18 protein-coding genes are annotated in these 24,891 nt (G+C 61.7%); 10 read left to right on the top strand and 8 right to left on the bottom strand.

Annotated features, from left to right (window positions below; translation table 11 throughout):
- Positions 1–7: 7 nt before the first annotated feature.
- Positions 8–1,036 carry a lytic transglycosylase domain-containing protein gene (locus tag RCF49_RS17815; RefSeq protein WP_342641128.1) on the bottom strand — a complete coding sequence of 343 codons (1,029 nt, stop codon included), beginning with the start codon at positions 1,034–1,036 and terminating at the stop codon, positions 8–10.
- Positions 1,037–1,178: 142 nt separating this feature from the next.
- Here RCF49_RS17815 and RCF49_RS17810 point away from each other — a divergent pair, with 142 nt between their 5' ends.
- From RCF49_RS17810 to glpD, 4 genes are all read left to right on the top strand, one after another.
- On the top strand, positions 1,179–2,846 hold the full coding sequence (locus RCF49_RS17810; protein WP_342641127.1) for an amidohydrolase: 1,668 nt from the start codon (positions 1,179–1,181) through the stop codon (positions 2,844–2,846).
- Positions 2,847–2,851: 5 nt separating this feature from the next.
- The gene (locus RCF49_RS17805) at positions 2,852–4,282 is read left to right on the top strand and encodes an amidase (protein ID WP_342641126.1); all 1,431 of its coding nucleotides are present in this window, start codon (positions 2,852–2,854) and stop codon (positions 4,280–4,282) included.
- Between the two features lie 5 nt (positions 4,283–4,287).
- Positions 4,288–5,760, top strand: coding sequence for a glucose-6-phosphate dehydrogenase (gene zwf / locus RCF49_RS17800; RefSeq protein WP_342641125.1), 1,473 nt, complete (start codon positions 4,288–4,290; stop codon positions 5,758–5,760).
- A 145-nt stretch (positions 5,761–5,905) separates the two neighbouring features.
- Positions 5,906–7,435 (top strand): glycerol-3-phosphate dehydrogenase, encoded by a 1,530-nt coding sequence (gene glpD, locus RCF49_RS17795; RefSeq protein WP_342641124.1) that lies wholly within the window; start codon positions 5,906–5,908, stop codon positions 7,433–7,435.
- Here the strand turns inward: glpD and RCF49_RS17790 are convergent.
- Positions 7,426–8,484, bottom strand: coding sequence for a SapC family protein (locus RCF49_RS17790; RefSeq protein WP_342641123.1), 1,059 nt, complete (start codon positions 8,482–8,484; stop codon positions 7,426–7,428). The two genes, glpD and RCF49_RS17790, sit on opposite strands and share 10 nt — an antisense overlap.
- Positions 8,485–8,874: 390 nt before the next feature.
- On the opposite strand from RCF49_RS17790, the gene RCF49_RS17785 reads away from it, so the two are divergent.
- From RCF49_RS17785 to RCF49_RS17770, 4 genes are all read left to right on the top strand, one after another.
- Positions 8,875–11,013: a GumC family protein gene (locus RCF49_RS17785; protein WP_342641122.1), complete on the top strand. Its 2,139-nt coding sequence runs from the start codon at positions 8,875–8,877 to the stop codon at positions 11,011–11,013.
- A gap of 4 nt (positions 11,014–11,017) precedes the next feature.
- On the top strand, positions 11,018–11,854 hold the full coding sequence (locus RCF49_RS17780) for a WecB/TagA/CpsF family glycosyltransferase (RefSeq protein ID WP_342641121.1): 837 nt from the start codon (positions 11,018–11,020) through the stop codon (positions 11,852–11,854).
- Positions 11,851–13,239: a hypothetical protein gene (locus tag RCF49_RS17775; RefSeq protein ID WP_342641120.1), complete on the top strand. Its 1,389-nt coding sequence runs from the start codon at positions 11,851–11,853 to the stop codon at positions 13,237–13,239. Before RCF49_RS17780 ends, RCF49_RS17775 begins: the two co-directional genes overlap by 4 nt.
- A gap of 118 nt (positions 13,240–13,357) precedes the next feature.
- Complete coding sequence (locus RCF49_RS17770) at positions 13,358–14,050, top strand: FkbM family methyltransferase (RefSeq protein WP_342641119.1); 693 nt, start codon at positions 13,358–13,360, stop codon at positions 14,048–14,050.
- 9 nt (positions 14,051–14,059) lie between these two features.
- On the opposite strand, the gene RCF49_RS17765 is transcribed toward RCF49_RS17770, so the two are convergent.
- Genes RCF49_RS17765 through RCF49_RS17755 form a run of 3 tightly spaced genes read right to left on the bottom strand, consistent with a single transcriptional unit; the run spans position 14,060 to position 17,324 of the window.
- On the bottom strand, positions 14,060–15,106 hold the full coding sequence (locus RCF49_RS17765; protein ID WP_342641118.1) for a glycosyl hydrolase family 18 protein: 1,047 nt from the start codon (positions 15,104–15,106) through the stop codon (positions 14,060–14,062).
- Positions 15,040–16,440 carry an exopolysaccharide biosynthesis polyprenyl glycosylphosphotransferase gene (locus RCF49_RS17760; RefSeq protein WP_342641117.1) on the bottom strand — a complete coding sequence of 467 codons (1,401 nt, stop codon included), beginning with the start codon at positions 16,438–16,440 and terminating at the stop codon, positions 15,040–15,042. The genes RCF49_RS17765 and RCF49_RS17760 overlap by 67 nt, the downstream gene beginning before the upstream one ends.
- Positions 16,441–16,445: 5 nt before the next feature.
- Positions 16,446–17,324 (bottom strand): class I SAM-dependent methyltransferase, encoded by an 879-nt coding sequence (locus tag RCF49_RS17755; RefSeq protein ID WP_342641116.1) that lies wholly within the window; start codon positions 17,322–17,324, stop codon positions 16,446–16,448.
- 658 nt (positions 17,325–17,982) lie between these two features.
- Between RCF49_RS17755 and RCF49_RS17750 the strand changes: the two genes are divergently transcribed.
- A complete protein-coding gene (locus RCF49_RS17750; protein WP_342641115.1) occupies positions 17,983–19,338 on the top strand; it encodes an oligosaccharide flippase family protein in 1,356 nt (451 codons plus the stop codon).
- Here the strand turns inward: RCF49_RS17750 and RCF49_RS17745 are convergent.
- Both RCF49_RS17745 and RCF49_RS17740 read right to left on the bottom strand, forming a co-directional pair.
- On the bottom strand, positions 19,295–20,605 hold the full coding sequence (locus RCF49_RS17745; protein WP_342641114.1) for a nucleotide sugar dehydrogenase: 1,311 nt from the start codon (positions 20,603–20,605) through the stop codon (positions 19,295–19,297). The two genes, RCF49_RS17750 and RCF49_RS17745, sit on opposite strands and share 44 nt — an antisense overlap.
- Positions 20,606–20,734: 129 nt before the next feature.
- Positions 20,735–21,745 carry an NAD-dependent epimerase gene (locus tag RCF49_RS17740; RefSeq protein WP_342641113.1) on the bottom strand — a complete coding sequence of 337 codons (1,011 nt, stop codon included), beginning with the start codon at positions 21,743–21,745 and terminating at the stop codon, positions 20,735–20,737.
- A gap of 255 nt (positions 21,746–22,000) precedes the next feature.
- Between RCF49_RS17740 and RCF49_RS17735 the strand changes: the two genes are divergently transcribed.
- Entirely contained in the window at positions 22,001–23,350 is a 1,350-nt protein-coding gene (locus RCF49_RS17735; RefSeq protein ID WP_342641112.1) for a UDP-glucose dehydrogenase family protein, read from the top strand.
- 158 nt (positions 23,351–23,508) lie between these two features.
- Here RCF49_RS17735 and RCF49_RS17730 read toward each other — a convergent pair whose 3' ends face one another.
- Positions 23,509–24,882 carry an O-antigen ligase family protein gene (locus tag RCF49_RS17730; protein ID WP_342641111.1) on the bottom strand — a complete coding sequence of 458 codons (1,374 nt, stop codon included), beginning with the start codon at positions 24,880–24,882 and terminating at the stop codon, positions 23,509–23,511.
- Positions 24,883–24,891: the final 9 nt, after the last annotated feature.

The raw sequence follows: 24,891 nt of genomic DNA, 5'->3' as shown, positions 1-24,891 counted from the left end.
AGATGCTCTAGTTGCGTAACACGATGCAGGCACCGCCGGCATTGCGGAAGCGATCGCAAATGCGATCAGCCTCGGTGCGGCTGTCGGCCGGCAAGCGCACATTGAACATTGCCCGCTTGCCGCGGCTGCGGTTCAGTTCGCGAACCACCATGGGCTCAACGCCAGAGAGCACCTTGAAGCGGCGCTGGAGCTGGCCGAATCTGGCCAGGGCCTGAGACTGGGAGAAGTGAGCGGCCACCTGAACGCCCCACGGAGCGCGGCGCTTGGCAACCGGTACGCCTGGCCTGCCGGCAACGGCAGGTCTGCCGCGGGTGAGCGTCTTGGCAATCTCGATGCAGGACACTTTCTTCGTCACGACAGGCACTTCCATCGCCAGCGCCTTCACATCGAGCGAGCCGTATCTATCCGGGACGGCGCGGTCGCTGCGGTCTGCCTGTGCCCAATCCTCGGCGTCGCGGCCGGTGATCGACAAGACATAATCGCGGGTCTCGTAGGGAAGGCCACCATTGCCGGCCAGCCAATCCTCCACCCGGCGGGGACCTGCATTGTAAGCGGCGGCGGCCAAGCCGAGATTGCCGAAGCGCGCCCGCAGATCCCGGAGAAGATGGGCGGAGGCCGGAATGGCCTGATGAATGTCGTAAGGGTCCTCAAGTCCCCGCTCCGCGGCCGTGCCCGGCATGAACTGCGCAATGCCCTGCGCGCCCACATAGCTTGTCGCATCGGCGCGGAATCCGCTTTCCTGCCAGATCAGGCGCGTGAAGAAGTCGATGGGCAGGCGATGTTCGCTCGCCGCCGTTTCGATCAGACCACAAACTGTCTTCTGGTGCAGAGCGGGCGCGGGCAGCTTGGGCTTAGGCGTCGGCGGTTTGCCGGGTGACTCAAGCGCATTCTCGTCCAACGGCACAGGGATCTGTGAGGGACTCAACGCAGCAGACGTCGGAGGGACGGCGGGGTCTTGCTGCGCGCCACCAGATCCGGCCGACGCGAGCAGTCCACCAATCACAAGGGCAACCCCGATATACAGCCCAGTTCTCATCGTACACCATGTGAGATGGTCAACGATAGAATAGCAATGCTTTGCAGATGGTTGAGGATTACGCAAATCTTTCTCGTGTCTGCTCGACAAAATGTTCGGAATAGGCTTGGCTGCATCTGCGACAGACGAGCAGAGGATGAGCATGGCAGGCGAAGCAAATATCATCATCACCAATGGCAAAGTGCTGACCATGAGCCCGCACGATCAACGTGCGCAAGCTGTCGCCATCGTCGGCCAACGCATCGCCGCCGTCGGCGGAGAGGATTGTGTGGCCAAGCTGCGGGGGCCGAATACCCGGATCATCGATGCACGCGGCTGCACGGTCATGCCGGGCTTTGTCGAAAGCCACATGCACCTGTTTCCCGGCGCAGCCACATTGGGTCAGCTGTCGCTCGAGGACGTCTCGGGTCTTGATGCATTCATTGCGGCAGCCCGCGCCTATGACAGCGCCCATCCGGGCGAGCACATGCTGATCGGACGTCAGGCGAATTACACGATGATCGGCGAGAAGGAGCCGATCAGCCGTCATCACCTGGACAGGGCAATCAGCCATCGCCCGTTCGCGATCGTGGCACCGGATGCGCACACGGTCTGGGCGAATACCATGGCGCTCGAAATGGCCGGGCTGCTCCATGGCCGCAACGTGGGCATCGGCAGCGAGGTGGTGATGGGCGAAGACGGGCTCGCCACAGGCGAGCTGCGCGAATGGGGCGCGATGGAGCCGGTTTTTGCTCTGAGCCCCACGGCCGGCCGCGACAATCTCGGCCTCACCAGCGGCCGCGATCCGGTGCCGATGCCCTCGCCGGCCGAACGGGCCGCCGACATAGGGGTGTTGCAGAAGGGGCTCGACTATTGCGCTCGGCTCGGCATCACCAGCATCCACAATATGGACGGCAATCTCTATCAGCTCGAATTGCTGGATGAGATCCATAAAGCGGGCGGCCTGCATTGCCGGGTGGAGATTCCGTTCCATCTGCGGCCGGAGCGGTCGATCGATGCACTGGAAGAAGCCAGCGAGATGCAGCGCCGCTTCAGCTCGGACATGCTGCATTCGGGCCGGGTCAAGATCTTCATGGACGGCGTGCTCGACAGCTGGACCGCCTTCGTGCTCGACGGCTATCCCGACCGGCCCGAAACGGTGGGAGCGCCGCTGTTCACCGCCGACCAATTCAACGCAATCGTGATCGATTGTGACAGGCGCGGCTTACAGATCTCGGTGCATGCGATCGGTGATGCCGCGGTGCGGCGGACGCTCGATGGCTATGAAGCGGGACGGCGAACCGTCGGCCCTCGCGACAGCCGCCATCGCATCGAGCACATCGAGATCATCGATCCCGCGGATATTCCGCGGCTTCGGGAACTTGGCGTGATCGCCTCCATGCAGCCGCTGCACGCTGCGGGCTCGCATTGTTTTCCGCTGGAGCCGACATTGACCCGCATCGGACCTAAGATGCCTTTCGCCTATCCATGGCAAACCTTGCGAAATGCGGGCGCGCGGATGATCTTCTCGAGCGATTGGCCGGTCTCGCCGGTTGATCCCATGAAGTCGATCAAGGCCGCCTTGACGCGAGAGCTGCTCGATCCAGCCTACCCAGACCAGCGCCAGACGCTCATGGATACCCTGGCCTCTTACACCAGGGAGGGCGCTTATGCCGAGTTCATGGACGACCGCAAGGGCCAGCTCAAGCCGGGGATGCTCGCCGATATGGTCGTGCTAACCGCAGACATCGAGACGACACCGCCCGAGGAGATCGATAGGATAGAGGTTGCCACCACGATCTGTGATGGTCGGATCACGTTCGAGAGGTAAGCACCATGAACAGCGCAGGACGCGCCACGGATCTCCTGGACATGTCGGCAGGCACGCTGACGAAGCTCGTTGCCAGCCGCCAAGTATCGCCGGTCGAGATCGTCGAGGCGTCGCTTAACCGCATCGAGGCCATCAATCCTGACCTCAATGCCTTCTGCCTGGTGCTGGGGGATGAGGCCCGCGCCGCCGCACGCGCCGCTGAAGCCGCCGTCATGGCAGGACACAAGCTTGGCCCTCTGCATGGGATACCCATCGGGATCAAGGACCTCACGCCCACGCGGAATCATCGGACGACATCGGGCTCAAAGGCCTACCGCGACTATATCGCGCCCGAACATGCTGTGATCGCGCAGTCTCTCATCAACGCGGGCGCGATCCTGGTCGGCAAGACCACAACCCCTGAATTTGCCTATTCCGGCTTCACTTACAGCCCGCTGTGGGGCATCACGCGCAATCCGTGGGACAGGACGCGCACGTCGGGCGGAAGTTCCGGCGGCTCCGGTGTCGCGGTCGCAACGGGCTGCGTTCCCTTGGCGGAAGGTTCGGATATGGGAGGCTCGGTGCGCATCCCCGCGTCCTGCTGCGGGATTACCGGCCTCAAGCCCAGTCTTGGGCGCATTCCCTTCACGATCCTCCGCAGCACATTCGAGACGCTCGCCCATTTCGGCCCGCTCGCACGGTCATGCGATGATGCCGCGCTGTTTCTGAGCGCCGCGCAGGGGCCGAACGAGGCGGATATTCTCTCCAATCCACAGCCAATCGCATTTCCGCCTACGCTTGCTTGCGACCCGCGACGGCTCAAGATCGCTCTGTCGATCGACCTCGGCTTCTATGGGGTTGATCCGGAGGTTGAGCGCAACACGCGGGAGATGGCGGACAGGTTGCGTTCACTCGGCGCGGAGGTTGAAGAGGTTTCGCTCGGCTGGACGTTCGAAAGCGTACTCGCCTGGGACCGGCGCTGGAATGTCTATATCGCGACGCATTACGGCCATCTCCTGGATGAGCACCGGCACGATCTTGATCCGGAGGTGGTGCGGATCATCGAGAAGGGCAATCGCACCAGCGCCGTCGAAGCGAAGCGCACGGAATTCGTGGCCACCGACATGTGGCGGAAGCTTTCTGCAATCCTGTCGCATTATGATGCCATGATCTGCCCGACGCTGGCCCGGCCGATGGGTCTGGCTGAGGCAACCGACAGGACCTCAGGCGGGTTTGACAAGGAAGGGCGTTATCTCGGAACGACCATGACGACGCCATTCAACCTCGTCAGCCAATGTCCTGTGCTGTCGGTGCCGAGCGGGTTCACCAGCGGCAGTCTTCCCACAGGCCTGCAGATCGTCGGGCGGCGCTTCGATGATCTCACGGTCCTGCAGGTGGGAAGGCTGCTCGAAGAGAGCTGGGGTGAGACGGGCTTTCCGCGACCACCCCGCATTTGAGGCCCATGACTCGTATCATTCCAGTTCCGCCATTCGATTACGTCGTGTTCGGCGGCAGTGGCGATCTTGCCAAGCGCAAGCTGCTGCCCGCCCTGTTCCGCCGCTTCGCGGATGGCCAGTTCAACGACAGTTCCCGTGTCATCGGTGTGTCGCGCACAGACATTTCGCGCGAAGACTACCGGCGGATCGCAGCGGAGTCGCTCTCCGCTCACATTCCGGAGGCGGAGCGCAACGCAGAGGTGGTGAACGCCTTTCTCGCCTGCGTAGATCACATCACCCTGGATGTGACATCTGGCGAGGGATGGGAGCAGCTCGGCGCCGTTCTGCATTCCGATGCCGACCATATCAGGGTGTTCTATCTGGCCGTGGCACCTGATCTCTACGGTCAGATTTGTCTAGGGCTCGGACGCGGCGGGCTGGTCACGCCCCGATCGCGGGTGGTGCTGGAAAAGCCGCTGGGCTACGACCTTCAATCAGCGGAGGCCATCAATGCTGTGGTGGCCGGAGTGTTCGACGAAAGCCAGATTTACCGGATCGATCATTACCTCGGCAAGGAGACGGTGCAGAACCTGATGGCGCTGCGCTTTGCCAATGCCCTGTTCGAGCCGATCTGGAATTCCGCCCATATCGACCATGTGCAGATCACCGTGGCAGAGTCCATCGGTATGGCGGGGCGGGCCAGCTATTACGATCACGCGGGCGCGCTGCGGGATATGGTGCAGAACCACCTTTTGCAGCTGCTCTGCCTGGTTGCCATAGAGCCGCCCGCCTCTTCCGCGGCAGACGCCCTGCGAGATGAAAAGCTCAAGGTTCTGCACGCGTTGAGGCCGATCGAGGGCGAGGCCGCGAGCCGGCTGACCGTGCGCGGGCAGTATCGCGCCGTCGGTGCGGGCAGTGTCAGCATACCAGGCTATGTGGAAGAGCTGGGACGACCGAGCAGTACCGAAACCTTCGTTGCCATAAAGGCTGAGGTTGCCAATTGGCGCTGGGCCGGAACGCCGTTCTATCTGCGCACGGGCAAGCGTATGGCAAAGCGTGTTTCGGAAATCGTGATCCAGTTCCGGAACATTCCCCATTCGATGTTCGAGCCCAGCGCGGGCAGGATCATCGCAAATCGGCTGGTGCTCCGGCTGCAGCCGGATGAGGCGGTCCAGATGTTTCTCATGATCAAGGATCCTGGCCCGGGCGGCATGCGGCTGCGCCAGGTGCCGCTCAATCTCTCCTTCGCGGAGACGTTCGGGGTGCGCCAGCCGGATGCCTATGAGCGCTTGCTCCTGGATGTGGTGCGCGGCAATCAGAGCCTGTTCATGCGGCGCGACGAGGTTGCGGCGGCATGGAGCTGGATCGACCCCATCCGCGAAAGCTGGGAGCGCTCCGGCGAGCCACTGCATGGCTATATCGGCGGCACTTGGGGACCGAGCGCCTCGATCGCGCTGATGGAGCGGGATCACCGCAGCTGGCATGATGACGGAACGTGAGGCAAGAACTGCTTGCGACTTTAGGGAGTTTCGCCTTTCCTTGAATCGCGAGATCGCTTAACTTGTTGCTCGATCGCGTTTTGTTCGCGCGAAACTGGTATCCACTTCGCCCAGAAATGCGCTAGGGAAAAGGACTGCTGAAGGCGTGTCGGAGCTGGTCGATATCGCCATTATCGGCGGCGGCATCAATGGCTGCGGCATTGCGCGGGACGCGGCGGGGCGCGGTCTCAGGGTGGTTCTCCTCGAGAAGGACGATCTCGCCTCCGCGACCTCCTCCGCCTCCACCAAGCTCATTCACGGCGGGCTGCGCTATCTCGAATATTATGCCTTCCGCCTGGTTCGGGAATCGTTGATCGAACGAGAGGTGCTGCTCCGCGCGGCGCCGCATATCATCCATCCCATGCGGTTCGTGCTGCCGCATCACGAGGGGCTCAGGCCGGCCTGGCTCCTTCGGCTGGGGCTTTACCTCTATGATCACCTGGGCGGGCGTGAAACGCTACCAGGCACCCGCAGCCTCGATCTCAGGCAGGATCCAGCGGGAAGGCCGCTCAAGTCACGGTATTCGAAGGCATTCGAATATTCGGACTGCCGCGTGGATGATGCGCGGCTCGTCGTTCTCAGCGCTATGGATGCAGCGGAACGAGGCGCTGCAATCCATACACGTACGGAGCTGCTGGCGGGGTATCGCGATCGCGATCACTGGCAGCTCGACATCGTGGACAACCGCACGAACCGCCATGATCGGATCTCCGCCCGTGTCCTGGTCAATGCCGGCGGACCATGGGTCGCCGAAATCCTCGAAAAGCGCCTCGGGGAGAGACAGCACAAGCCGGTTCGCCTGGTCAAAGGCAGCCATATCGTGGTGCCGCGGCTCTATGGCGATGGGGATGCCGACTCGGAGCGGGCCTATATCTTTCAGGGCGGAGATGGCCGGATCGTCTTTGCCATTCCCTATGAGCGTGATTTCACGCTGATCGGCACCACGGATATCGACTATGACGGCGATCCCGGTGCGCCATTCATCTCAAGCGACGAAACGGATTACCTCTGTTCTGCGGCGAACGAATATCTCCAGCACAGGATCGCACCTAAGGATGTGGTCCGCACGTTTTCCGGCGTGCGGCCGCTTTACGATGATGGCGCCAGCACGGCGCAAGCCGCGACGCGGGACTATGTGCTCGATCGGAACGGCGCGGAAGACGAAGCACCGCTGCTCACGGTCTATGGGGGAAAGATCACCACGTTCCGGCGCCTTGCGGAACATGCGATGACATTGATCGGCGACTGCTTTCCGAACATGGGCCCGGCATGGACGCGGGATGCTCCTCTGCCGGGCGGTGATTTTCCTGTGGACGAACTCGAGGCGCTCGCAACCCGCATCGGAGAGGTGCATCCGTCATGTCCGCCGGAGCGTGCACAACGATTTGCCCGCAGCTATGGCACGCGCAGCTTTGCCCTGCTCGAGGGCCTGACGTCTGATGCCGGATGGGGCCGCTCGTTCGGCGGTGATCTCACCGAACGCGAGATCCGTTATCTGATGAGCCGAGAATGGGCGCAGACGGCCGAGGACGTGGTCTGGCGCCGGTCAAAGCTCGGATATCGCATGTCGCGGGACGAGGTCGCCGCACTGGATCGCTGGATGGCGCAACAGGCGTCCGTCTTGGCTCATGCCTGATCCGGTCGCCTGTCCTTCGGGGTCTCCCCATCATCAGGCTCGGCTTCGTCATGAAGCTCAGCATGGTCATGAGGCTCAGTTTCCTCATGAGGCTCAGTTTCGCTGACCTCGGCCGCCTCGCTCTCGGTCTGTGCCGCCTCAGACAGGTTCTCGTCCGTATCGACCGTCTGGGAGTCCTGCTCGGTTTCCTCCGGTGCTTTGGCAGGCTCCGGCTCTCCGGATTTCACCTCGACCGGCACTGATGTCTCGGACTGAGCCTGCTCGGCCGCAGCCGCCCGTGCGATATGCAGTTCGGCGAGAATGGACCAATTTTGCCTCGACACCAGATGCAGGCTGGTGACGGCAAGCCAGCCATTGCGATGCCATTCACCGAGCATGGCGTCGGGCATGTCGCGGAACTGCTGCTCGTCTACGATGCGGAACCCGTCCAGCTTGATCTTATGATCACCCGGCAGCTTGAATTCAGCGCGCTTGGCCACCAGGAGATCGGCATTGACCAGCGCCTTGCCGTAAGCATCGGTCGGGCGGAGATCACGCTGCATGGCTTTGCATAGCTCGAGGGCTGCGGTCGCGGTCGGCGTTGCCGCGCCATTCTCGTCGAAAAGCCGATCGCTTTCCCGGCCATCAGTAGTGCCATCCGCCAGGACGCGGTCGCAGGCAATGTCGACGGCGAGAGACAGAGTGTTGGTGCCGGGCGTCTGCACGAGGCCGAAGGGATAACGCCTGATGTGCGCGGGAACGTAAAAGCCATCCCGCCACTGGCCGGCTGCGTCAACGAACAGATTCTCGCCCGGACGAAGCCCAAGAACCGCGATCGGCGTCGGGGTCTCGCCCTCGGAGAAGACAATCGGGTAATGCCGGCTGGCAAGCGCCACTTCAGAGATCGTCAATGGCGCCGCGATGGTACCGGCGGCGAAGCTGAAGTCCAGACGTTTGGCCAGCCGCAGGTCCTTATGCTGGGGCAGGCGCAGGATCGTGACCTGCTGGTAGAAATTGGACCCCTTGGCGGGGGCGCCGCCCTGACGGGTCGCGCCATTCTCCTCAACCATGATCGTTCCTTATTTTTCATTCCGTAAACTAACGGCATATGCGCAAGAGACTTCGAATGAAAGTCTTTACTGTATGGCCAGATTTTCTTCGCGCCTTGCCGGATCGTCATTGTTCCGATTGGTGGCTCGTCTAGCTGGTCTTCCAGCGGCGTTCAAGTCTGGCGCGGCAAGGCTCGCGCGGCCCTGTCCAACATCGGCCATGATCGCAACGCACACACTCGGCCTCGCAGATCAGAACCGTTCCGCGCGCCAGGGGCTGAGAAAGCGAAACACGGTGCTACACAATATCTTAAGAGCCTTCCCGCTAGCAAAATGAATAGCCCGGCACGCTTCATGCATGGACCGAACCGGCAGATCAGGTGATTGGCCGGCTCACGCGGCAGAAAATAAATGTCAGTTTCGCACTCCTTAGATCAGGCGCGCATGGCTGTTCCCGTCTGGAACACTTCTCGCAGCGGCGGGCTTTCGCTGCGTACCGCTCTGACCGGCGCATTTTTCCATAAAAGGATCATTCTGCTCGTCGCACTGATCCCTCTCCTGCTGGGCATTGCCGCAGCCCTTTATACCAAGACGGAATATGTCGCCGGCAGCCTGCTCATGGTGCTGATCAATCGCGAATATTCCACCGCGACACAGAACGTGACCGACACGGGGCCGGACGTCCTTTCGATCGAGGGCCTGAAATCGGTCGAGGCCGAAGTGCAGATCCTCGAGAGCTCGGAGGTCATCAACAAGACCATCCAGGATGTCGGCGAGGATCGGATTTTTCCCAAAAGCTCGCTCGGCTTGTCGCGGCTGATTGCGATGATCGCGCCACCGAAGAACAGAGACGACGCGCTGCTGGAACAGTTCCGCAAGCGGCTCAAGGCGGCGGTGGAATCGGATTCCAACATCATCCGGGTCAGCTTTACTCATCCCGATCGGGCTCTCGCCATTGAGGTGACCGACAAGCTCGTCGAGAACTATCTCGCCCGGCGCAAGCAGATCTTCAGCAATCCCACCTCGCCCATTCTCTCGAGCGAAGTCGAGCGGTTCGAGAGTGGCCTCAAAACGGTCGACGCGGAGCTGCAGAAGCTCAAATCTGACAACGGGATACTCGATCTCAAGCAGGACAGCATCCTCGCATCCAATCAGCTGGACAGCATTCTGCAGCGGCGACGGCAGGTGGCCGAGCGGCAGGCCGCGGTCGCAGCCCAGCTCACCGAGGCGCAAAAGGCCGCTGCCGGCTTGCCGAACATGGTGTTCGATTCCGCCGAGAAGACGGATGCGGTTCCGAATAATGACGACCAGAACACGCTGACCCGGCTGCTGGTCGAGCGCGGGAAGCTTTTGCAGGAATATCTGCCGGCACATCCCAAGGTTCGGCAGATCGAGCGCCAGATCGCCGCCGCTCGCGCGGCCATTGCCCATCCCGAACAGAGGGTGTTCTCCACCGACAGGGACGTTCGCAACCCATCGGTCAATTATATGGAGAACATGATCCTGTCGCTGCGGGTCGAGCAGGATTCGCTCAAGAACCAGCTCGGCGAGCTGGATGATCAGGTCAAGGCGGCCCGGGAGCGTATCGCCAAGCTTCAGGCGCTCGAGCCCCGGATCACCGATCTCACGCGTCAGCGCGATAATCTCAATGATTCCTACCGGGAGTATCTCCGGCGGGCGGTTGCCGCTTCAATCGAGGAGGCGGCGGCTGATGTCCGCGCCTCAAACGTGCGCGTGGTCCAGCGGGCGGACAGCGATGTCAGCAGCTATAATCTGGGCCTGCCTTTCGTTGCGGCGGGCTTGATCGGCGGCATGCTGTTTGGTGCCGCAGCATGGGCGGTGGCGGCAACGCTAAGGTCAGTCTTCATCCAGCCGCAGGAGGCCGAACGCGTGCTGCAGATGCCTGCCTTGGCCGTGTTCGGCGATGAGGCCAATGCCTATGAACGGCTAGAGGGCCGACAAGCGATCAGCGCGCTTGCCGCCCAGCTTGCGGATGCGGCAAGCGGGCCCGAGCCGATGCACATCATACAGATCGTCGCCCAAGACAATGCGAAGGATGCGATCAGCTTCAGTGCGGGGCTTGGCACGGAACTCGGTGCGGCCCAGGGTCTGCGCACGCTGGTGATCGACTATGCGCAGACATCGGAAGGGGCTGGCCATGAGAGCTCGGAAAAGTCAGCGCCTGAGCAAGAGGATGTCAGAGCGGTGGCCACCGGCACGCCAAACCTCTGGCATGCAGGACGCGATGGGACCCCTGCCCTGTTCAATCTGAGCCTGCCGATCGCGGAAACCCGCTCAACTCTCAGCAAGCTGCGCGAGGGCTATGACATCGTGCTGATCCTCATGACGGCGCCGGAGGACATTCGCATTGCACAGAGACTGGCTCCGGCCGTCGACGGCACCCTGCTGATGATCCGGGCCGAGGAAACGCGCATACCCGTTGCCCTGCGCCTGCGTGACTCACTTCTCGAGAGCGGCGGCGGCCTACTCGGGTTCGTCTTCACCGGACGGCACTATTACATTCCGCAATCGATCTATCGCCGGATCTAAGCCCATGCAGGAGAAAGCCTTAGCACAGGGTCGGAATTGGAAGGCCTCCGCGGTCGATGCGATTCCGTTTCTGGGTGTGCAGGTCTCAAATCTGGGTGTGCCGGAAGCGGCCAGGCTGATTGCCGATCGGCCGGAGAATGCGCCTTTCGCCTATGTGGTCACACCGAATGCCCAGCATTTCGTGCGGCTCGGCCGCCTGCGCGACAGCCGGTTCCGGGAGGCTTACGCGCATGCCTGGCTCAGGCTGTGCGACAGCCAGGTCGCACGAAAGCTTGCCCGGCCAATGTTCGGGCTGTCCCTGCCCTATGCGGCGGGCAGCGATCTCACCGCCTATCTCTTCGCCCATGTGATCAGACCGGAGGATGCGATCACCGTGATCGGGGGCAGCGATGAGCTCCACGAGCGGCTGACGAACCGGTTCGGCCTCAAGCGGCTGTTGCTTCACGTGCCTCCCATGGGCTTCATCGACAATCCGGACGCGGTGGAGGCCGCGATCCAATTCGTGATCGGGCATCCCGCGCGATATGTGTTCATCGCAGTCGGCTCGCCGCGCTCGGAATATCTGGCGAGAATGATCGCCGAGCGCCCCGGCGCCACCGGCACGGGCATGTGCATCGGCAATTCACTTAATTTCGTGACCGACATTTCCCGGCGTGCGCCCGAGATTTATCGGAAACTCGGCATTGAATGGCTGCACAGGCTTGCGCTCAATCCGCGAGGCCATGCGCGACGGGTCTTCGTCGAATCCGCGCCATTGCTGGCCATGATGGCGCATGCGTGGCTTAAGCCCGGTGCCTATGATCCACCGCTGGGGGCGCAGTCTTCCGGGGCATGCTCATGATCAGGCCGTTGCGCGCGAGCCCTGGCCTGCGGCCGCTGCGCGCTGCGGATTTCGCGGGCGATGGGCCGGTGAGTGCCGAAGAGCGCCAGACCGCCTCCGAGTTCGTGGTGGTCTCGGTGCTGATCTTCGCTTTGCCGATGTTCGCGCAAAGCGTTCATTACATGAACGAGATCGTCCCGTTCTACTATTTCTCGAAGGCATGGCCGCTCGCCGTCTTGCCGCTGACGATCTATGGTCTTGCCACACTCAAATTGCCGGGGCAGGCCATCTATGCCGTCCTGTTGGCCTATGTGGCGGGACTCACGCCGCTGCTCTCGATGATCCATCTGGGGAATGGGCTCATCGATGCGATCGCCACGACCGTGAAGGTCTGGCCCTTCAGCTATTATATCGCGCTGTCTGCGTTTCTTGCCTGGCTCATGCCGGCGCCGCAGCTTCTCAGGCGCGTGATCATCGGCTGGGGCTCAGTCACGATGGTTCTGCTGGTGCTGCTATGGGTGTTCGTGCCCAGCAGCTGGTACACGACCGATCCGTCACAGGGCAAATTGTTCATGTACGAGATCGAGCGCGGCTATCGCATCTATATGCCGATGTTCTTTGGCACATTGCTGATCTTTTACCTCACCCGGCGTGCGCTCGATCTGCGGGAATGGTGGGCTGGCGCTGCGGCGATCCTGTGTGTCGCGCTGCTGATCCTCATCTTCAAGCAGCGCGCCGCCATCGCCGCTGTGGTGCTGGTGATGGCGATTGCGACCTTTACCTCGGTTCCAGAGCAGGTTCGCCATCTCGGCATCGCGGCCTTGGCCCTGCTGCTCGCGATCGCGGTGGTGATCATCGCCGGCCCCCTGGCGCAGTCGATCGCAGAAGGTCTTGGCGGCTCGCTCTGGCTGCGACTCGAGTCATTGCAGAAGGCCATCTATTATCTCGGCGATAATCCGATCCGCTGGATCTTCGGTGTCGGCGGCACGACCCGTTTCGGCACCGTGACCATGGCTGACATTTTCGGCACCGATCAGTTCTATCTCGCCGATATCGGCTGGGCGGGCATCGTGTTCGAATATGGCCTTCTGGGGGCTGGCCTCATTGCGGCAACCTATGTCGCGAGCTTTCTGATCACCTATCGGATCGCGCGCCGGTCCGATGATCCCCTGCTCAAGGCCTTAAGCGATTATGCGCTCTATCTCCTGCTGACCTCGGCCGTCTATTCGCTGGTCTATGCCCCCGGCGAAATCGGCACGGTTACTGCATTGGCCCTGTTCCTGTATGCCGCAAAGCAAGCTGACCAGCCGATTCTGGGCAGTCCGAATGTTGCGGTTGCGAAATCTGCTTCAAAACGACTGGCGGTCATCACCCATGTTGAGACGCATCCGAAATCTAATGGCTGAACCCGGGTTCCAAGCAGCCCCTTTGCAAGTCTCAACCCGGGCAGCCATCTGGGCCTGTAACGTATTGGCAGGTCACAGTCCCGTGTTCAGGCTTTCCGAAGCGGGAGAAAAAGTCCGTGTGCCTGCAAACTTGCGGCACACCTCTGCTGCGACCTTCCTCTTGCGGGACTGGATCGAGCCAGAGCTGCACTATCTCAATATGTTCGTGCGGCCGGGTGATGTGTTCATCGATGTGGGCGCCAATATCGGCCTGTTTACGCTCAAGGCCGCAAAGGTCGCATCGAAGGTGATCTCGGTCGAGCCAGGCAGCGAAGCAGGCAGCCAGCTCAAGGCCAATGTCGCGCTGAATGGCTATAGCAATGTGACCATCGTGCCGAAGGCGCTGGCGGATAAGGCGGGCAGCGCGACCCTGCATCACGTGCCGCTGGGGGATGACCCGCAGGCGTTCTCACTGCTCAGCGGTGATACGGCAGAAGCCGGCGAGACGGTGGAGACCACGACGCTTGATCTTCTCGTCAAGGATCTGGGCCTTGCGCGCGTGGATGTGGTGAAGATGGATGTGGAGGGCGCCGAGGAGTTGGTGATCGCCGGCGCACAGGAGACGCTGACGCGCGATCATCCGACCGTCATCTTCGAAGCGAATTGCCCCACTCTGCTCGAACGGGGTGGCCGCAATGACGGCGCCTGGAATGGACTGGCCGCGCAGGGCTATCGCTTCTACCGGCTGGCGGACGGCCGGCTTGAATCGCTGAGTACGATGCCGAAGGAATTCGGGAATATCATCGCGCGTCACCCCTCCCGAGAGGTCTGAGCCCCGGGTTCAGGGCACAGGCTCGTCACAACCGCTCAAGCCCAGGCCCAGGCAGATGGCGCGCGCCAGCATTGCGGCGTCCGGATTGTCTGGGCTGATGTGGCCAGGAGGCGTTTCCCGCAAAGCATAGAGCATCGCGCCTGCGCGTGGATTGGCTGCGACGTCCTGCATCAGGGTTTGCGCGGCTCTTGCGCTCAGGCGCGCCTCACCATGGGTCGGCGGCATCACAGGGATGCCGAGAGCCAGCGGGCCCGGCCAATAGCTTCGATAGGCCTTCAGCGCTTCAATCGGGCTAAAGGAAGGGCCGGCATCGTAGGCCATGATCGAGACAAGATCGATGTCGCGCGCCTCCGCTGAACGCAGGAGGGGCAGCATGACCCCGGTCCAGGGACTTTTCGGGAGCGCGTTGATAAAACGCCCCTCTCCATAGGCTCCGACGCTCCAGCCGGGTACGGTGACCATGTAGGGCCGCGGCAGAACCTTGCGGATGCGCGAGACATAATCACGCCACTGCGCATCGCTGCTGCAGGTGATCTGCCCTTCAGCATTGCGCTGGCAATCCGGATCGCGAGGCTCGAAATCCACATCGATGCCATCGGCGCCGATGTCGCGCACGAGGCTTGCCAGCGCCGCCTCATTCAGCCGGTCCCAGCCGGGATAGCCCGAGCCGCCCACCGCGACAAGAACCTTCGTCTCAGGATTCTTCTTCTTCAGTGCCGAGATCGCCTGGCCCAGCAGCGTCCGCGAGAAGGGATATTGCAGACCCGTCGACGCAAGATCATCGCCGCCATCATAGGCCGTATCGGGCCGCGCAAAGCCCAGCATGACAATAGAAATATAGCGCGGCAGGCGCGCGAGCGTGGTCTGCTCGGCACTGGTGGCGGGGGGCTCATACCAGCTCGCGTGATAGGCAACGAAGGGGCGTCCGTCGGCTCGGGAGGCCGAAGCCTGCCCGAACACGACTGCGAGGAAGCCCAGGAGCAGCGCGGTCAGAACACGTCGCGCCCTACCATGCCCTTGGTGATGGTCAGCAGCATGATCTTGATGTCGAACCATAAGGACCAGTTCTCGATATAGTAGAGGTCCAGCTTCACCCCGCGCGCCGCCTTCTCGATCGTGTGGATGCCACCGCGCATGCCGTTGATCTGGGCCCAGCCGGTGATGCCCGGCTTCATGCGGTAGCGGGCCGCATATTCGCGCACCACGTCGAACTGACGCTGATTGCCGATCTGCATGTTGGGCACGTGGGGACGCGGCCCGACCACGGACATATCGCCCTGGAGCACATTGATCAGCTGAGGGATCTCGTCGATCGAGGTGCGGCGCAGGATGTCGCCCACCCGGGTCACGCGCGGGTCGTTGCGTCTGGTGCCGGCGGCCCCATCATCCTGCGGGTCGAATCGCATCGTGCGCAGCTTGTAGACCTTGAACAGCTTATTGTTGAAGCCAAGGCGCTCCTGGCGGAACAGGATGGGACCGGGACTGTCGAGCTTGATCGCCAGGGCGGCGATAATGAGCACGGGCGCGGTCAGGATCAGCCCGATGGTCGCAACGACATAGTCCTCGGCGAGCTTGATCAGGCCCATAGACCCTTTGAGAGGCTGGCGCTGTACCTGGAGGGAGGCGACGCCGGCGACGCTGACGATCGTCGCGAAGCGCAGGTTGAACTCCTCAGGGTCGAGCGGCACCACCACATCGGCGGCGATCCGGTAGAGACGATCCGCGATACGCCCAATCTCGGCGGGTTGCTGCCAGGGTTCCAGGATCACCACCACATCGACATGGGTGCCGTGCACGAAGGTGAAGAGCTCATCGATCGGTCCGAGATAGGGGACGCCATCGTTGCTCGCATAGTCACTTGCCGGATGGCTGTCGGAGAACACGCCGAGAATGCGGAACAGGTCGGTATCCGTTTGGTCACGACGAGCGAGGAAGGAGCGCACACGGTTGGGCGGTCCGATCAGGACAACATTGCGCCTGAGCAGCGCGCGCCGATTGGCAAGCGTGATGCCAGTGCGCACGAGCACAAGACGGCCGAACAGAAGCAGCACATAGGTGAGCAGTCCCCACCGGATCATGTCCGGCATGTGCTGGATGTCCTCGGGGATAAACAGCCAATAGGCGGCCGTCACCGCCAGGAAGGCCGGAATGCCCGCCACGAGGAGATGGCGCATTTGGCGCCAGGCAGACACATAATGCTCGACCCGGTAGCCGTTGCCGACATGCAGAAGCTGCGTGAAGACAACGGCACCAAGGGCAAATAGCAGAAATATCTGCCCCCAGGAGCCGATGTTCCACAGCAAGTGGGCGAGAGCCGCGCTCAGCCCAAGCATGGTGACATCGCACACCAACACGAGCCGGTTGATGAGGCCGTGAGTCCAACGGGTCATCGATATCAGCCCAGAATGCGGCGAACCACGGGCTTCAAGGCCTTGCCCAGCGGGTGCTCGGTCAAGCTGCGGGTCAGCTCGGACTGACGCACGCGCTCGATCATGCGATGGGGGGTGCGGAAAACGGTGACCTCCTCCCCGAACATCGAGGTCGTCTTCACGAAATTGCGGCGAGGCAAATTCTCGATTAGGGCGCGCCGATAGGTTTGTCCTTGGCCAGGGCGCGCGAGCAGCACCTTGTTGTCCCCGATCGCAAAAGGCGCAAGCTTACCACCGCTCAGGATGTGGGTGCACAGACCCTGAGAGACTTCCGGAAACTCCGCATTGAAGTAATCGTCGAGGATGACGACGCCGTGAGGATGCAGGCCCTCATCGGCGATCCGCAGATCATTGACGGTGATCTCCGCGGTGTGGCCACCATCGATACTGAACATACGGGCCGGAAGGTCGACATCGCGCATGAGCTCGGGCCAGCCAATGGCGAGTGAGCTTGCCCTGAACACCATCACCCTATCCTGAGGAACGTCGAACCGGCTGAGATTGCGCCGAAACCGCTCTTCGCTGCCCTCGCCGGAACGATCGAGATTGAGGTGCTGATCCTCAAAGATATCGACCGCAAAGCAGCGTTCATCGTCCCTTGCCAGAAGCGCAAGGAGAATAAACAACCGCCCGTGATGGATACCGATCTCGCCAAGGGAGCCGGAGATGCCATTGCGCTGCTGCTGAGCAGACACGAACGAGATTATCAGCCCGTCGAGAACAGACAACCAGCCATCTACACTCTTCTGTCCATGCCGAACGTAATGTTCGGCCGAGCCGCCAAGCGTTAAAACACCCGAGTTCGTGCCACCGCCGAGCTCTTTCACCGCACCACGGGAAGCCATCCTCACATCCCCCAAAACGCCACTTCTTGTGCTGCACATTCGCACAGTCAGGGCCGACAGGTCACTGAAGCCCAATTGTGCTGCTTGTAAAACGGTCTTATCTCAAACTGCTTAATGGCTTGCCATAGACGATGACCGGGCTCTGGGCAAAGAGACGCCGCCGCGCCAGTGGGATTTCCTTCCCAATCTGCAGGAATATTCACCTGAATAGTAAAGAGGCCCAAGTTATAGTCCGGCTCGTTCGCCCACCACAGCGGCGGAAGGCGCGTGCGGAAATATTCGCTGAGCTGGAGCCGTGGATCGGGGGGAAATGGATCGAGCTCCGGCGGCAATTGCTGGGCGCCAACTGGGACCGGCAGGAATGCGCCAGTCGTCACGCAAAGACAGAGAACCCAAACAGCTGTAAAGAAGGGACGTGGAGAAAGCCGAAACCATGTCATTGGATCTGTCATGACGTTTGCAAGGCGGACGGGATAATTGACAGGCTGTATTATTGCTCAAGGGAATCAACAATGCCTTCATCGCAGGCGGGACGCCCGGCGTTCAGAAATGACACGTTTCGATCGGGCTTGCCGGCCGTGAGTGCAAAGACGCTGTGCGGGTGGTCGCATCCGAGGCAGGGCGGCCGGTTTCGGGTTCCTTTCACCGCCTTGGCGGCATGACCAGTCTCTCCCTCGAGCGCGTGCGCCCGCTCCTCGTCTCCTATGGCGTCTATCTGGCCGGCCTCATCACCCGCGGTGTCGAGCTGGTGGGAAAGCTCGGGCTTTACATGCTCGCGGCGCGGGTGCTGGGCGCGCATGATGCGGGGTTGTTCTTCCTCTGTATCACGTGGGTCTCGCTGATCGCGACAGTCGCTCGCACCGGGTTCGAGAAGGCCTCAACGCGCCACATCGCAGCGGAACTTGCGGTGGGGGACGGCCGCGCCGCCCTGCGCGCCATGATCTTTTCGATGATATGGGCGAGCGCGGGCGGCCTGATTGCCGCGGCGATCACCTACGCGGCGGCTGAGCCCATTTCGGTTCATCTGTTCAGCGAGCCAGATCTGGTCCGGGCGCTCGCATTATCGGCGATCGTGATCGTGCCGCAGAATCTGTGCATCATGTTCGGGCACGCGCTTGCCGGCCTCAAGCGTGGCATCGCCTCGCAGCTGGTTCAGAATGCGCTCTGGCCGGTGCTGACCCTTTCAGCGCTCGCCTTGGGCGTTCACCAGCTGGACGGACTGCTCTATGCGCTCGCGGGCAGCATGATGCTGGCGAGCCTTCTTGGCCTGGTGCTGGTCCTTCGCCGCTGGCGCGTGTTCAGTGTGCGACGCGCCATAGGTGCTGGCATTGCGCTGCCGCCACTTTGGAAAACGGCGCTGCCGCTTGCCGTCGTCGAGATCAACCAAATCGCGCTCTCATCCATTCCCGTGCTCGTGCTGGGCATGTTCGCCAGCGCTGCGGATGTGGGCGCCTTCAGCGTGGCCATGCGCATCTCTCTGTTGATCTGGGTGGTCATCATTTCGATCGGGACGATCGCCGCACCGATGTTCGCCGAACATCACCGCCTCGGCGAGCTGCGGGAATTGCATAAGCTCAACCGCAATGTCTGGCTCGCAATCAGCGGCTTCGGCGTGCCGGTGGTCGCCATCATGATGCTCTTCCCCTCGAGCCTTCTGTCGCTGATCGGGCCCGGATTCGAGACCGCCGCGACTGCGCTGGTGATCATGGCGGTGGGCCAGCTGGTCAATTGCCTCCTGCCCTGTCAGGACATCCTGCTGGCCATGACCGGGCACGGGGCAAGGCTTAGGCTTTTGAACCTGCTGCAGTTCGCAAGCTGCGTGGTGTTCTCGGCGCTGCTCATTCCAAGCTTCGGCATGATCGGGGCGGCGACCACCAGCGCCATCTGCATCGCGCAGGGAGCGATCGGCACAGCATTGTCGGTGCGCTCACTGTTGCCGCGGCCGCGGGAGGGCGATCAGCCGGACCAGGTCAGAGGCGCAAGCATGACGGCTCACCGGGAAACAGGCTCTTGATGTCGTAGATCACGCTGTTTTCGCGTCCCAGCTGGGCGATGCGGGAGAAGCCGAGCTTGCGAAATTGGTCATGGGCGACGGCGATCACAACCGCATCATAGGTGCCGGCGCGGGGTTCCGGGGTAAGCTCGATGCCAAGGACACGCTCCACATCTTCCGGGTCGACGCAGGGGTCGTGCACATCGACGGTGGTGCCATAGTCACCGAGCTCCTCAAGGATATCGACCACCCGGCTGTTGCGGAAATCGGGGCAGTTCTCCTTGAAGGCTAGCCCCAACACCAGCACGCGCGCCTTGCTCACCTGGATCTCGCGGCGGATCATGGCCTTAATCAGCTCAGAGACGACATAGCGCCCCATGCCATCGTTGATGCGGCGGCCGGCAAGGATCACCTCCGGATGGTAGCCGACAGCCTGCGCCTTATGGGTGAGGTAGTAGGGATCAACCCCGATGCAATGACCTCCCACCAAGCCGGGTTTGAAGGGCAAAAAGTTCCACTTGGTGCCCGCCGCCGCGAGCACGTCGGCCGTATCGATGCCGAGCCGGTTAAAGATGATCGCAAGCTCGTTGACGAGCGCGATGTTTAGATCGCGCTGGGTGTTCTCGATCACCTTGGCCGCTTCGGCAACCCGGATCGAGGCTGCACGAAAGGTTCCCGCCGGGATGACGGAGCCGTAAAGGCGATCGATGAAATCAGCCGCTTCCGGCGTCGAGCCCGAGGTTACTTTGCGGATATCGCCGAGGCGGTGCTGCCTGTCGCCGGGATTGATGCGCTCGGGACTGTAACCTGCAAAAAAATCGCGATTGAGCCGCAAGCCCGATTCCCGCTCTATGACGGGAATGCAGTCCTCCTCGGTGGCGCCGGGATAGACAGTCGATTCATAGATGACCACATCGCCCGCCTTGATGACGGCGCCGACGGTCTTGCTCGCCTCGATGAGATGGGTGAGATCCGGCCGCTTGTGACGGTCGATCGGGGTCGGCACCGTTACGATATAGGTGTTGCAGCCGTTCAGGTCTGGCACGTGGCTCGTGAACCGCAGATCCGTCGCCTTCGCCAGTTCAGCGGCCTCAACCTCGCGGGTGCGGTCGCGGCCGGCGGTGAGTTCGTCCACCCTCTGCGTGCTGATATCGTAGCCGATTGTGGGGTAACGAGCCGCGAAGGCGACCGCAAGAGGCAGGCCCACATAGCCAAGACCGATCACCCCTACCCGCGCCCTTTCAAGGCTTAGCGGCCGTATGTCCCCGGCTGTGTGCTCATCCTGCATCGATCACCACCATCTCACCCATCGCGTTGTCCATCAGACGAGCGACGTCCAGAATAGCCATGGCACCTGCTGCCGGCCAGGGAGCATATGGTCGAACAAGTCAATGCAGCGGATGCAGCGTTTGAGCTTTCAGCGCGGACGTTCTGTCTGATACCAGCGCACGAATGCCTCGACACCTTGCGAGACCGGTGTTGAGGGCCTGAAGCCGGTGAGCGCTTCCAGCAGGTGATGGTCGGCGAAAGTTGCCGGCACGTCGCCCTTCTGCATGGGCAGCATGTTGCGGATGGCTTTCTTGCCGAGGCAGCGCTCGATGGTCTCGACAAAATCCAGCAATCCCACGGTATGCCCGCCAGCAATGTTCACGAGGCGCCATGGCGCAACCGGCGACAGGGTGTCGGTCGCATGCTCGGATTTGACGGGCTCACCTTCTACAGGCACGCACTCAATAAGGCGGGTGATGCCTTCGATGAGGTCGTCGATATAGGTGAAATCCCGCCGCATCTCGCCATTGCCATAGATGTCGATGGGGCGATCATTGGCAATGGCATCAACGAATTTGAAGAGAGCCATATCCGGACGGCCCCAGGGACCATAGACCGTAAAGAAGCGAAAGCAGGTGGTTGGGAGCCCCCAGAGATGGGCATAGGAATGGGACATCACCTCCATGGCCTTCTTCGTGGCGGCATAGAGGGTGATGGGATGGTCGGCCTTGTCGGTCTCAACGAAGGGCATCTTCTCATTGGCGCCATAGGCCGAGCTGGTCGAGGCCAAAAGCAGATGACGCGGTTGCAGCTGACGCGCCAGCTCCAGGATGTTGAATGAGCCGGTGAGGTTCGAATCCACGTAGGCCCGGGGGTTCTCGAGGCTGTAGCGAACACCTGCCTGGGCAGCGAGATGCACGATGATCTCGGGCTCAGCGATCTCCGCCGCCCGTTCGAGCGCGGCCATATCCTCCAGCATACCGATCTGCGCCCTGAAGCCGTTCGAGCGGGCAAGGATCGCATGACGGGCCTCTTTCAGGCGGATGTCGTAGTAGGGTGTCATGCCGTCGAGCCCCACGACGAAGTGGCCACCGTCCAGGAGTCGCCTGGCAAGGTGAAAGCCGATGAAGCCCGCCGTGCCGGTTATCAGGAAGCGCATGGAGAGGCATACTCCGTGTTTGATCCTCAGGCCGCTTATAGGGCCAGTCGAGCCCTGAGTAAAATCAGGTGAGGTTCGCGTTGACGCAATCTCGCCGTCACGGTCTGCCTTTATGGGGGAACGCAAAGACGGATGCAGCCATTGCTGTGTGGTCGCAGCTTTTTATGAATTGCTGCGGGATGGCATGGTTTTGTTTCGCAGCTGCAGCAAGTCGGATATGTTAACGGGCAACCGTCGGATCGTGGAGCATAGAATATGAAACTTGTCATGGTTGGCTCTGGCTATGTCGGCCTGGTCTCCGGTGTCTGCTTTGCTGACTTCGGCTTTGATGTGACCTGTGTCGATGTGGACGAGAGCAAGATCGCGCGCCTCGAGGCCGGTGAGCTTCCAATCTACGAGCCGGGGCTCGACCAGCTGCTGGCGGAAAATGTTCAGGCCGGTCGGCTGCGGTTCTCGACCGATCTCGCCACCGCCGCGGCGGATGCGGACGCGGTGTTCATCGCGGTCGGAACGCCCTCACGCCGGGGCGACGGCGAGGCCGATCTCACCTATGTCTTCGAGGCGGCGCGCCAGGTGGCCCGGGTTGCCAAGCCAGGCACTGTGGTCGTCATCAAATCAACCGTGGTGGTGGGCACCTGCCGGAAGGTCAAGGAGATCATTGCGACCGAACGCCCGGGGCTCGATTTTTCCGTGGCATCAAATCCGGAATTTCTGCGCGAAGGATCGGCGATCGAAGATTTCATGCGCCCAGACCGGGTGGTGATCGGCGTGCATGACAAGAGGGGCGAATCCGCGTTGCGCCGCGCCTATCGTCCGCTTTATCTGCGGGACTCACCGATGGTGGTGACGACGCTCGAGAATGCCGAGCTCATCAAATATGCCTCCAACGCATTCCTCGCGATGAAGGTGACCTTCATCAACGAGGTTGCGGATCTGTGCGAAACGGTCGGCGGCAACGTGCAGGAAGTGGCGAAGGCGATCGGGCTTGATGGACGGATCGGCTCGAAGTTCCTGCATGCAGGCCCCGGCTTCGGCGGCTCGTGTTTCCCCAAGGATACCCGCGCGTTTGCGGCTACGGGGCAGAAACACAACACGCCGCTCCGTCTGATCGAGACGGTGATTTCGGTCAATGAAGATCGTAAACGGCGGATGGCCGAGAAGATCCTGGAGCCGCTTGGTTCAAACCCGGAAGGCAAGAAGGTGGCGGTGCTCGGGATCGCGTTCAAGCCCAATACGGACGATGTGCGAGAGGCACCCAGCCTCGACATCGTCCCGCGACTGTTGGAGGCCGGCGCCATCGTTGCCGCGCATGACCCTGAGGCGCGGGAGCAGGCCCGGCCGCTTCTGAACGAGGTCACGTGGGCAGATGACGCTTATGACGCCGTCAAGGACGCGGACGTGGTCGCCATTCTCACGGAATGGAACGAGTATCGCGGGCTTGATCTGAAGCGCGTGGCCAAGCTGATGCGTGGCAATACGCTGGTGGATCTTCGCAACATCTATAAGCAGGAAGATCTCGAAGAGACCGGTCTGCTCTATATCAGCGTCGGGCGGCCACGCGCCGGCACGCCGCGCCTGCATGCCGTCTCAGCCAAAACGGCCTGATTGCCCCTGATTGGGAGCGGTTTCGCGTTTCACCGGATCGCGAAGCCGCTCTGAGTTCTTCGAGAGGACGCGATGTGCCGGTTGGCGTGGAGACGCGAGCTGCATGTGCGTCAGATCCGGGGCGCCGCCTGTCGATCAGCGCCCGGGGAGGTCTTCCATCAGCTCGTTTCGCGCGTCGACCACGATTGGGCGACGCCGATGCCCAATAGGGCCGAATAGGTGATGGCAACGCCTGCCATCTGCAGGCTGAAATCCACCAGTGCGTGCAAGCCCACCAAAACCGAAACGGCAAAGGCAATGAGCGGCATGTGCCGGCCGCGCCGACGGTTGAAGGCCCCAACCGCGCAAAGCACCACCAGCCAAAGCACAGCCGCGATGAGCGCGATGGCTCCGGGAATACCGAGTCCAAGCAACAGCTCGAGATAGGTATTGTGCGCTTTATCCCATACCCCTATCGCGCTGATGCTCTCGTCGCGGTACATGGGGAAAATGTCGTTGAAGGTGCCGTATCCGGATCCGGTCCAGACGTAATCTCCGATGGCCCGCATCGTGGCGATGTAGACATTCATGCGCGCTTCCGTCGAGCTGTTCACGTCGGCAAAACGAGCAAGCAGAGCGTCACCACCGACCACAATCCAGTAGCCGATGACCACCATCAGCACGGCAAGGCCAATCATTCCCGCGATAAAGCCGCGGTGCTGGCGCGATTGCCACAAAGCGAATGCCAAGAGCATGGCCACCAGGGTCGCGCCAAACCCGGCGCGGGAATGGGTGAGCAACAGAGCGCAGAACACCATCAGCAGAGGCAGCGCGTAGAGCACGAGCTCCCGGCTGCTGCCGACGATATGAACAAAACGCTTGCTCCAGGGCATGTTCTGCCGATCGGCAAACTCAATAGTGAGCCAGCGCATCAGCAAGATGAGAAGGATCACGCAGCCCATGCCCACATAGGTCGCGAAGCTGTTGCGGTTGACGAATGTGGATGTCAGATCGCCTTGATAGGCCTCTTTCTCGTACCAAAGTATGGTCTCAGAATTGAAGGCCCAAAGCAGAAGACCATAAGCGGCGTAGGCCGCGATGGCCCACCCGATCACCTTCACAAAACGCTCGCCGGTGCTGCGGTCGCGTGAAAGCTGCAGGCTGAGCCAGAAGACACCGGAATAGGTGAGCAGGCGCATCAGCCCTTCCATTGTTTCATCCGGGTTTATGGAGACGGTGCCGCGGCCGGGCACCTCCAAAGCCTCGGGTACAATGGCCCAGAGCGGATTGGCCCAAGTGGCCGGCAGAACCGGGAATGCCTGGAGTATGATCCAGACTGCGACCCCAAATACCAGGATCGCCGGCACAGCGATGCGTGACAGCGGTACAGGAAAGGCCGTTCGCGTCCGCGCCGTCTCGATGCTGTAGGCGATGACCAATAGCGCGGCGATGATGGCGTAAACGGCCCAGGCCCAGGGCAAATTGCCACCGAATGGCAACGGGCTGATGACGACCAGCGCCATCAGCCCATAGGGTACTAATTTTTCGGACAACTGGTTCAC

The sequence above is a fragment of the Rhodoligotrophos sp. CJ14 genome, from assembly GCF_038811545.1.
In the GTDB taxonomy this organism is placed as follows: Bacteria; Pseudomonadota; Alphaproteobacteria; order Rhizobiales; family Im1; genus Rhodoligotrophos; species Rhodoligotrophos ferricapiens.
This window is presented reverse-complemented; position numbering and strand designations above follow the sequence as displayed.

Excerpts from the sequence above, each read along its gene's own strand:
- RCF49_RS17755 (WP_342641116.1), bottom strand. The coding sequence starts at position 17,324 with ATGGCTTCCCGTGGTGCGGTGAAAGAGCTCGGCGGTGGCACGAACTCG.
- RCF49_RS17780 (WP_342641121.1), top strand. The coding sequence starts at position 11,018 with ATGCAGGAGAAAGCCTTAGCACAGGGTCGGAATTGGAAGGCCTCCGCG.
- RCF49_RS17775 (WP_342641120.1), top strand. The coding sequence starts at position 11,851 with ATGATCAGGCCGTTGCGCGCGAGCCCTGGCCTGCGGCCGCTGCGCGCT.
- RCF49_RS17790 (WP_342641123.1), bottom strand. The coding sequence starts at position 8,484 with ATGGTTGAGGAGAATGGCGCGACCCGTCAGGGCGGCGCCCCCGCCAAG.
- RCF49_RS17740 (WP_342641113.1), bottom strand. The coding sequence starts at position 21,745 with ATGCGCTTCCTGATAACCGGCACGGCGGGCTTCATCGGCTTTCACCTT.
- RCF49_RS17750 (WP_342641115.1), top strand. The coding sequence starts at position 17,983 with ATGACCAGTCTCTCCCTCGAGCGCGTGCGCCCGCTCCTCGTCTCCTAT.
- RCF49_RS17765 (WP_342641118.1), bottom strand. The coding sequence starts at position 15,106 with ATGGTTCGACATCAAGATCATGCTGCTGACCATCACCAAGGGCATGGT.
- RCF49_RS17735 (WP_342641112.1), top strand. The coding sequence starts at position 22,001 with ATGAAACTTGTCATGGTTGGCTCTGGCTATGTCGGCCTGGTCTCCGGT.
- RCF49_RS17785 (WP_342641122.1), top strand. The coding sequence starts at position 8,875 with ATGTCAGTTTCGCACTCCTTAGATCAGGCGCGCATGGCTGTTCCCGTC.
- zwf (WP_342641125.1), top strand. The coding sequence starts at position 4,288 with ATGACTCGTATCATTCCAGTTCCGCCATTCGATTACGTCGTGTTCGGC.
- RCF49_RS17760 (WP_342641117.1), bottom strand. The coding sequence starts at position 16,440 with ATGACCCGTTGGACTCACGGCCTCATCAACCGGCTCGTGTTGGTGTGC.
- RCF49_RS17805 (WP_342641126.1), top strand. The coding sequence starts at position 2,852 with ATGAACAGCGCAGGACGCGCCACGGATCTCCTGGACATGTCGGCAGGC.
- RCF49_RS17810 (WP_342641127.1), top strand. The coding sequence starts at position 1,179 with ATGGCAGGCGAAGCAAATATCATCATCACCAATGGCAAAGTGCTGACC.
- RCF49_RS17815 (WP_342641128.1), bottom strand. The coding sequence starts at position 1,036 with ATGAGAACTGGGCTGTATATCGGGGTTGCCCTTGTGATTGGTGGACTG.
- RCF49_RS17745 (WP_342641114.1), bottom strand. The coding sequence starts at position 20,605 with ATGCAGGATGAGCACACAGCCGGGGACATACGGCCGCTAAGCCTTGAA.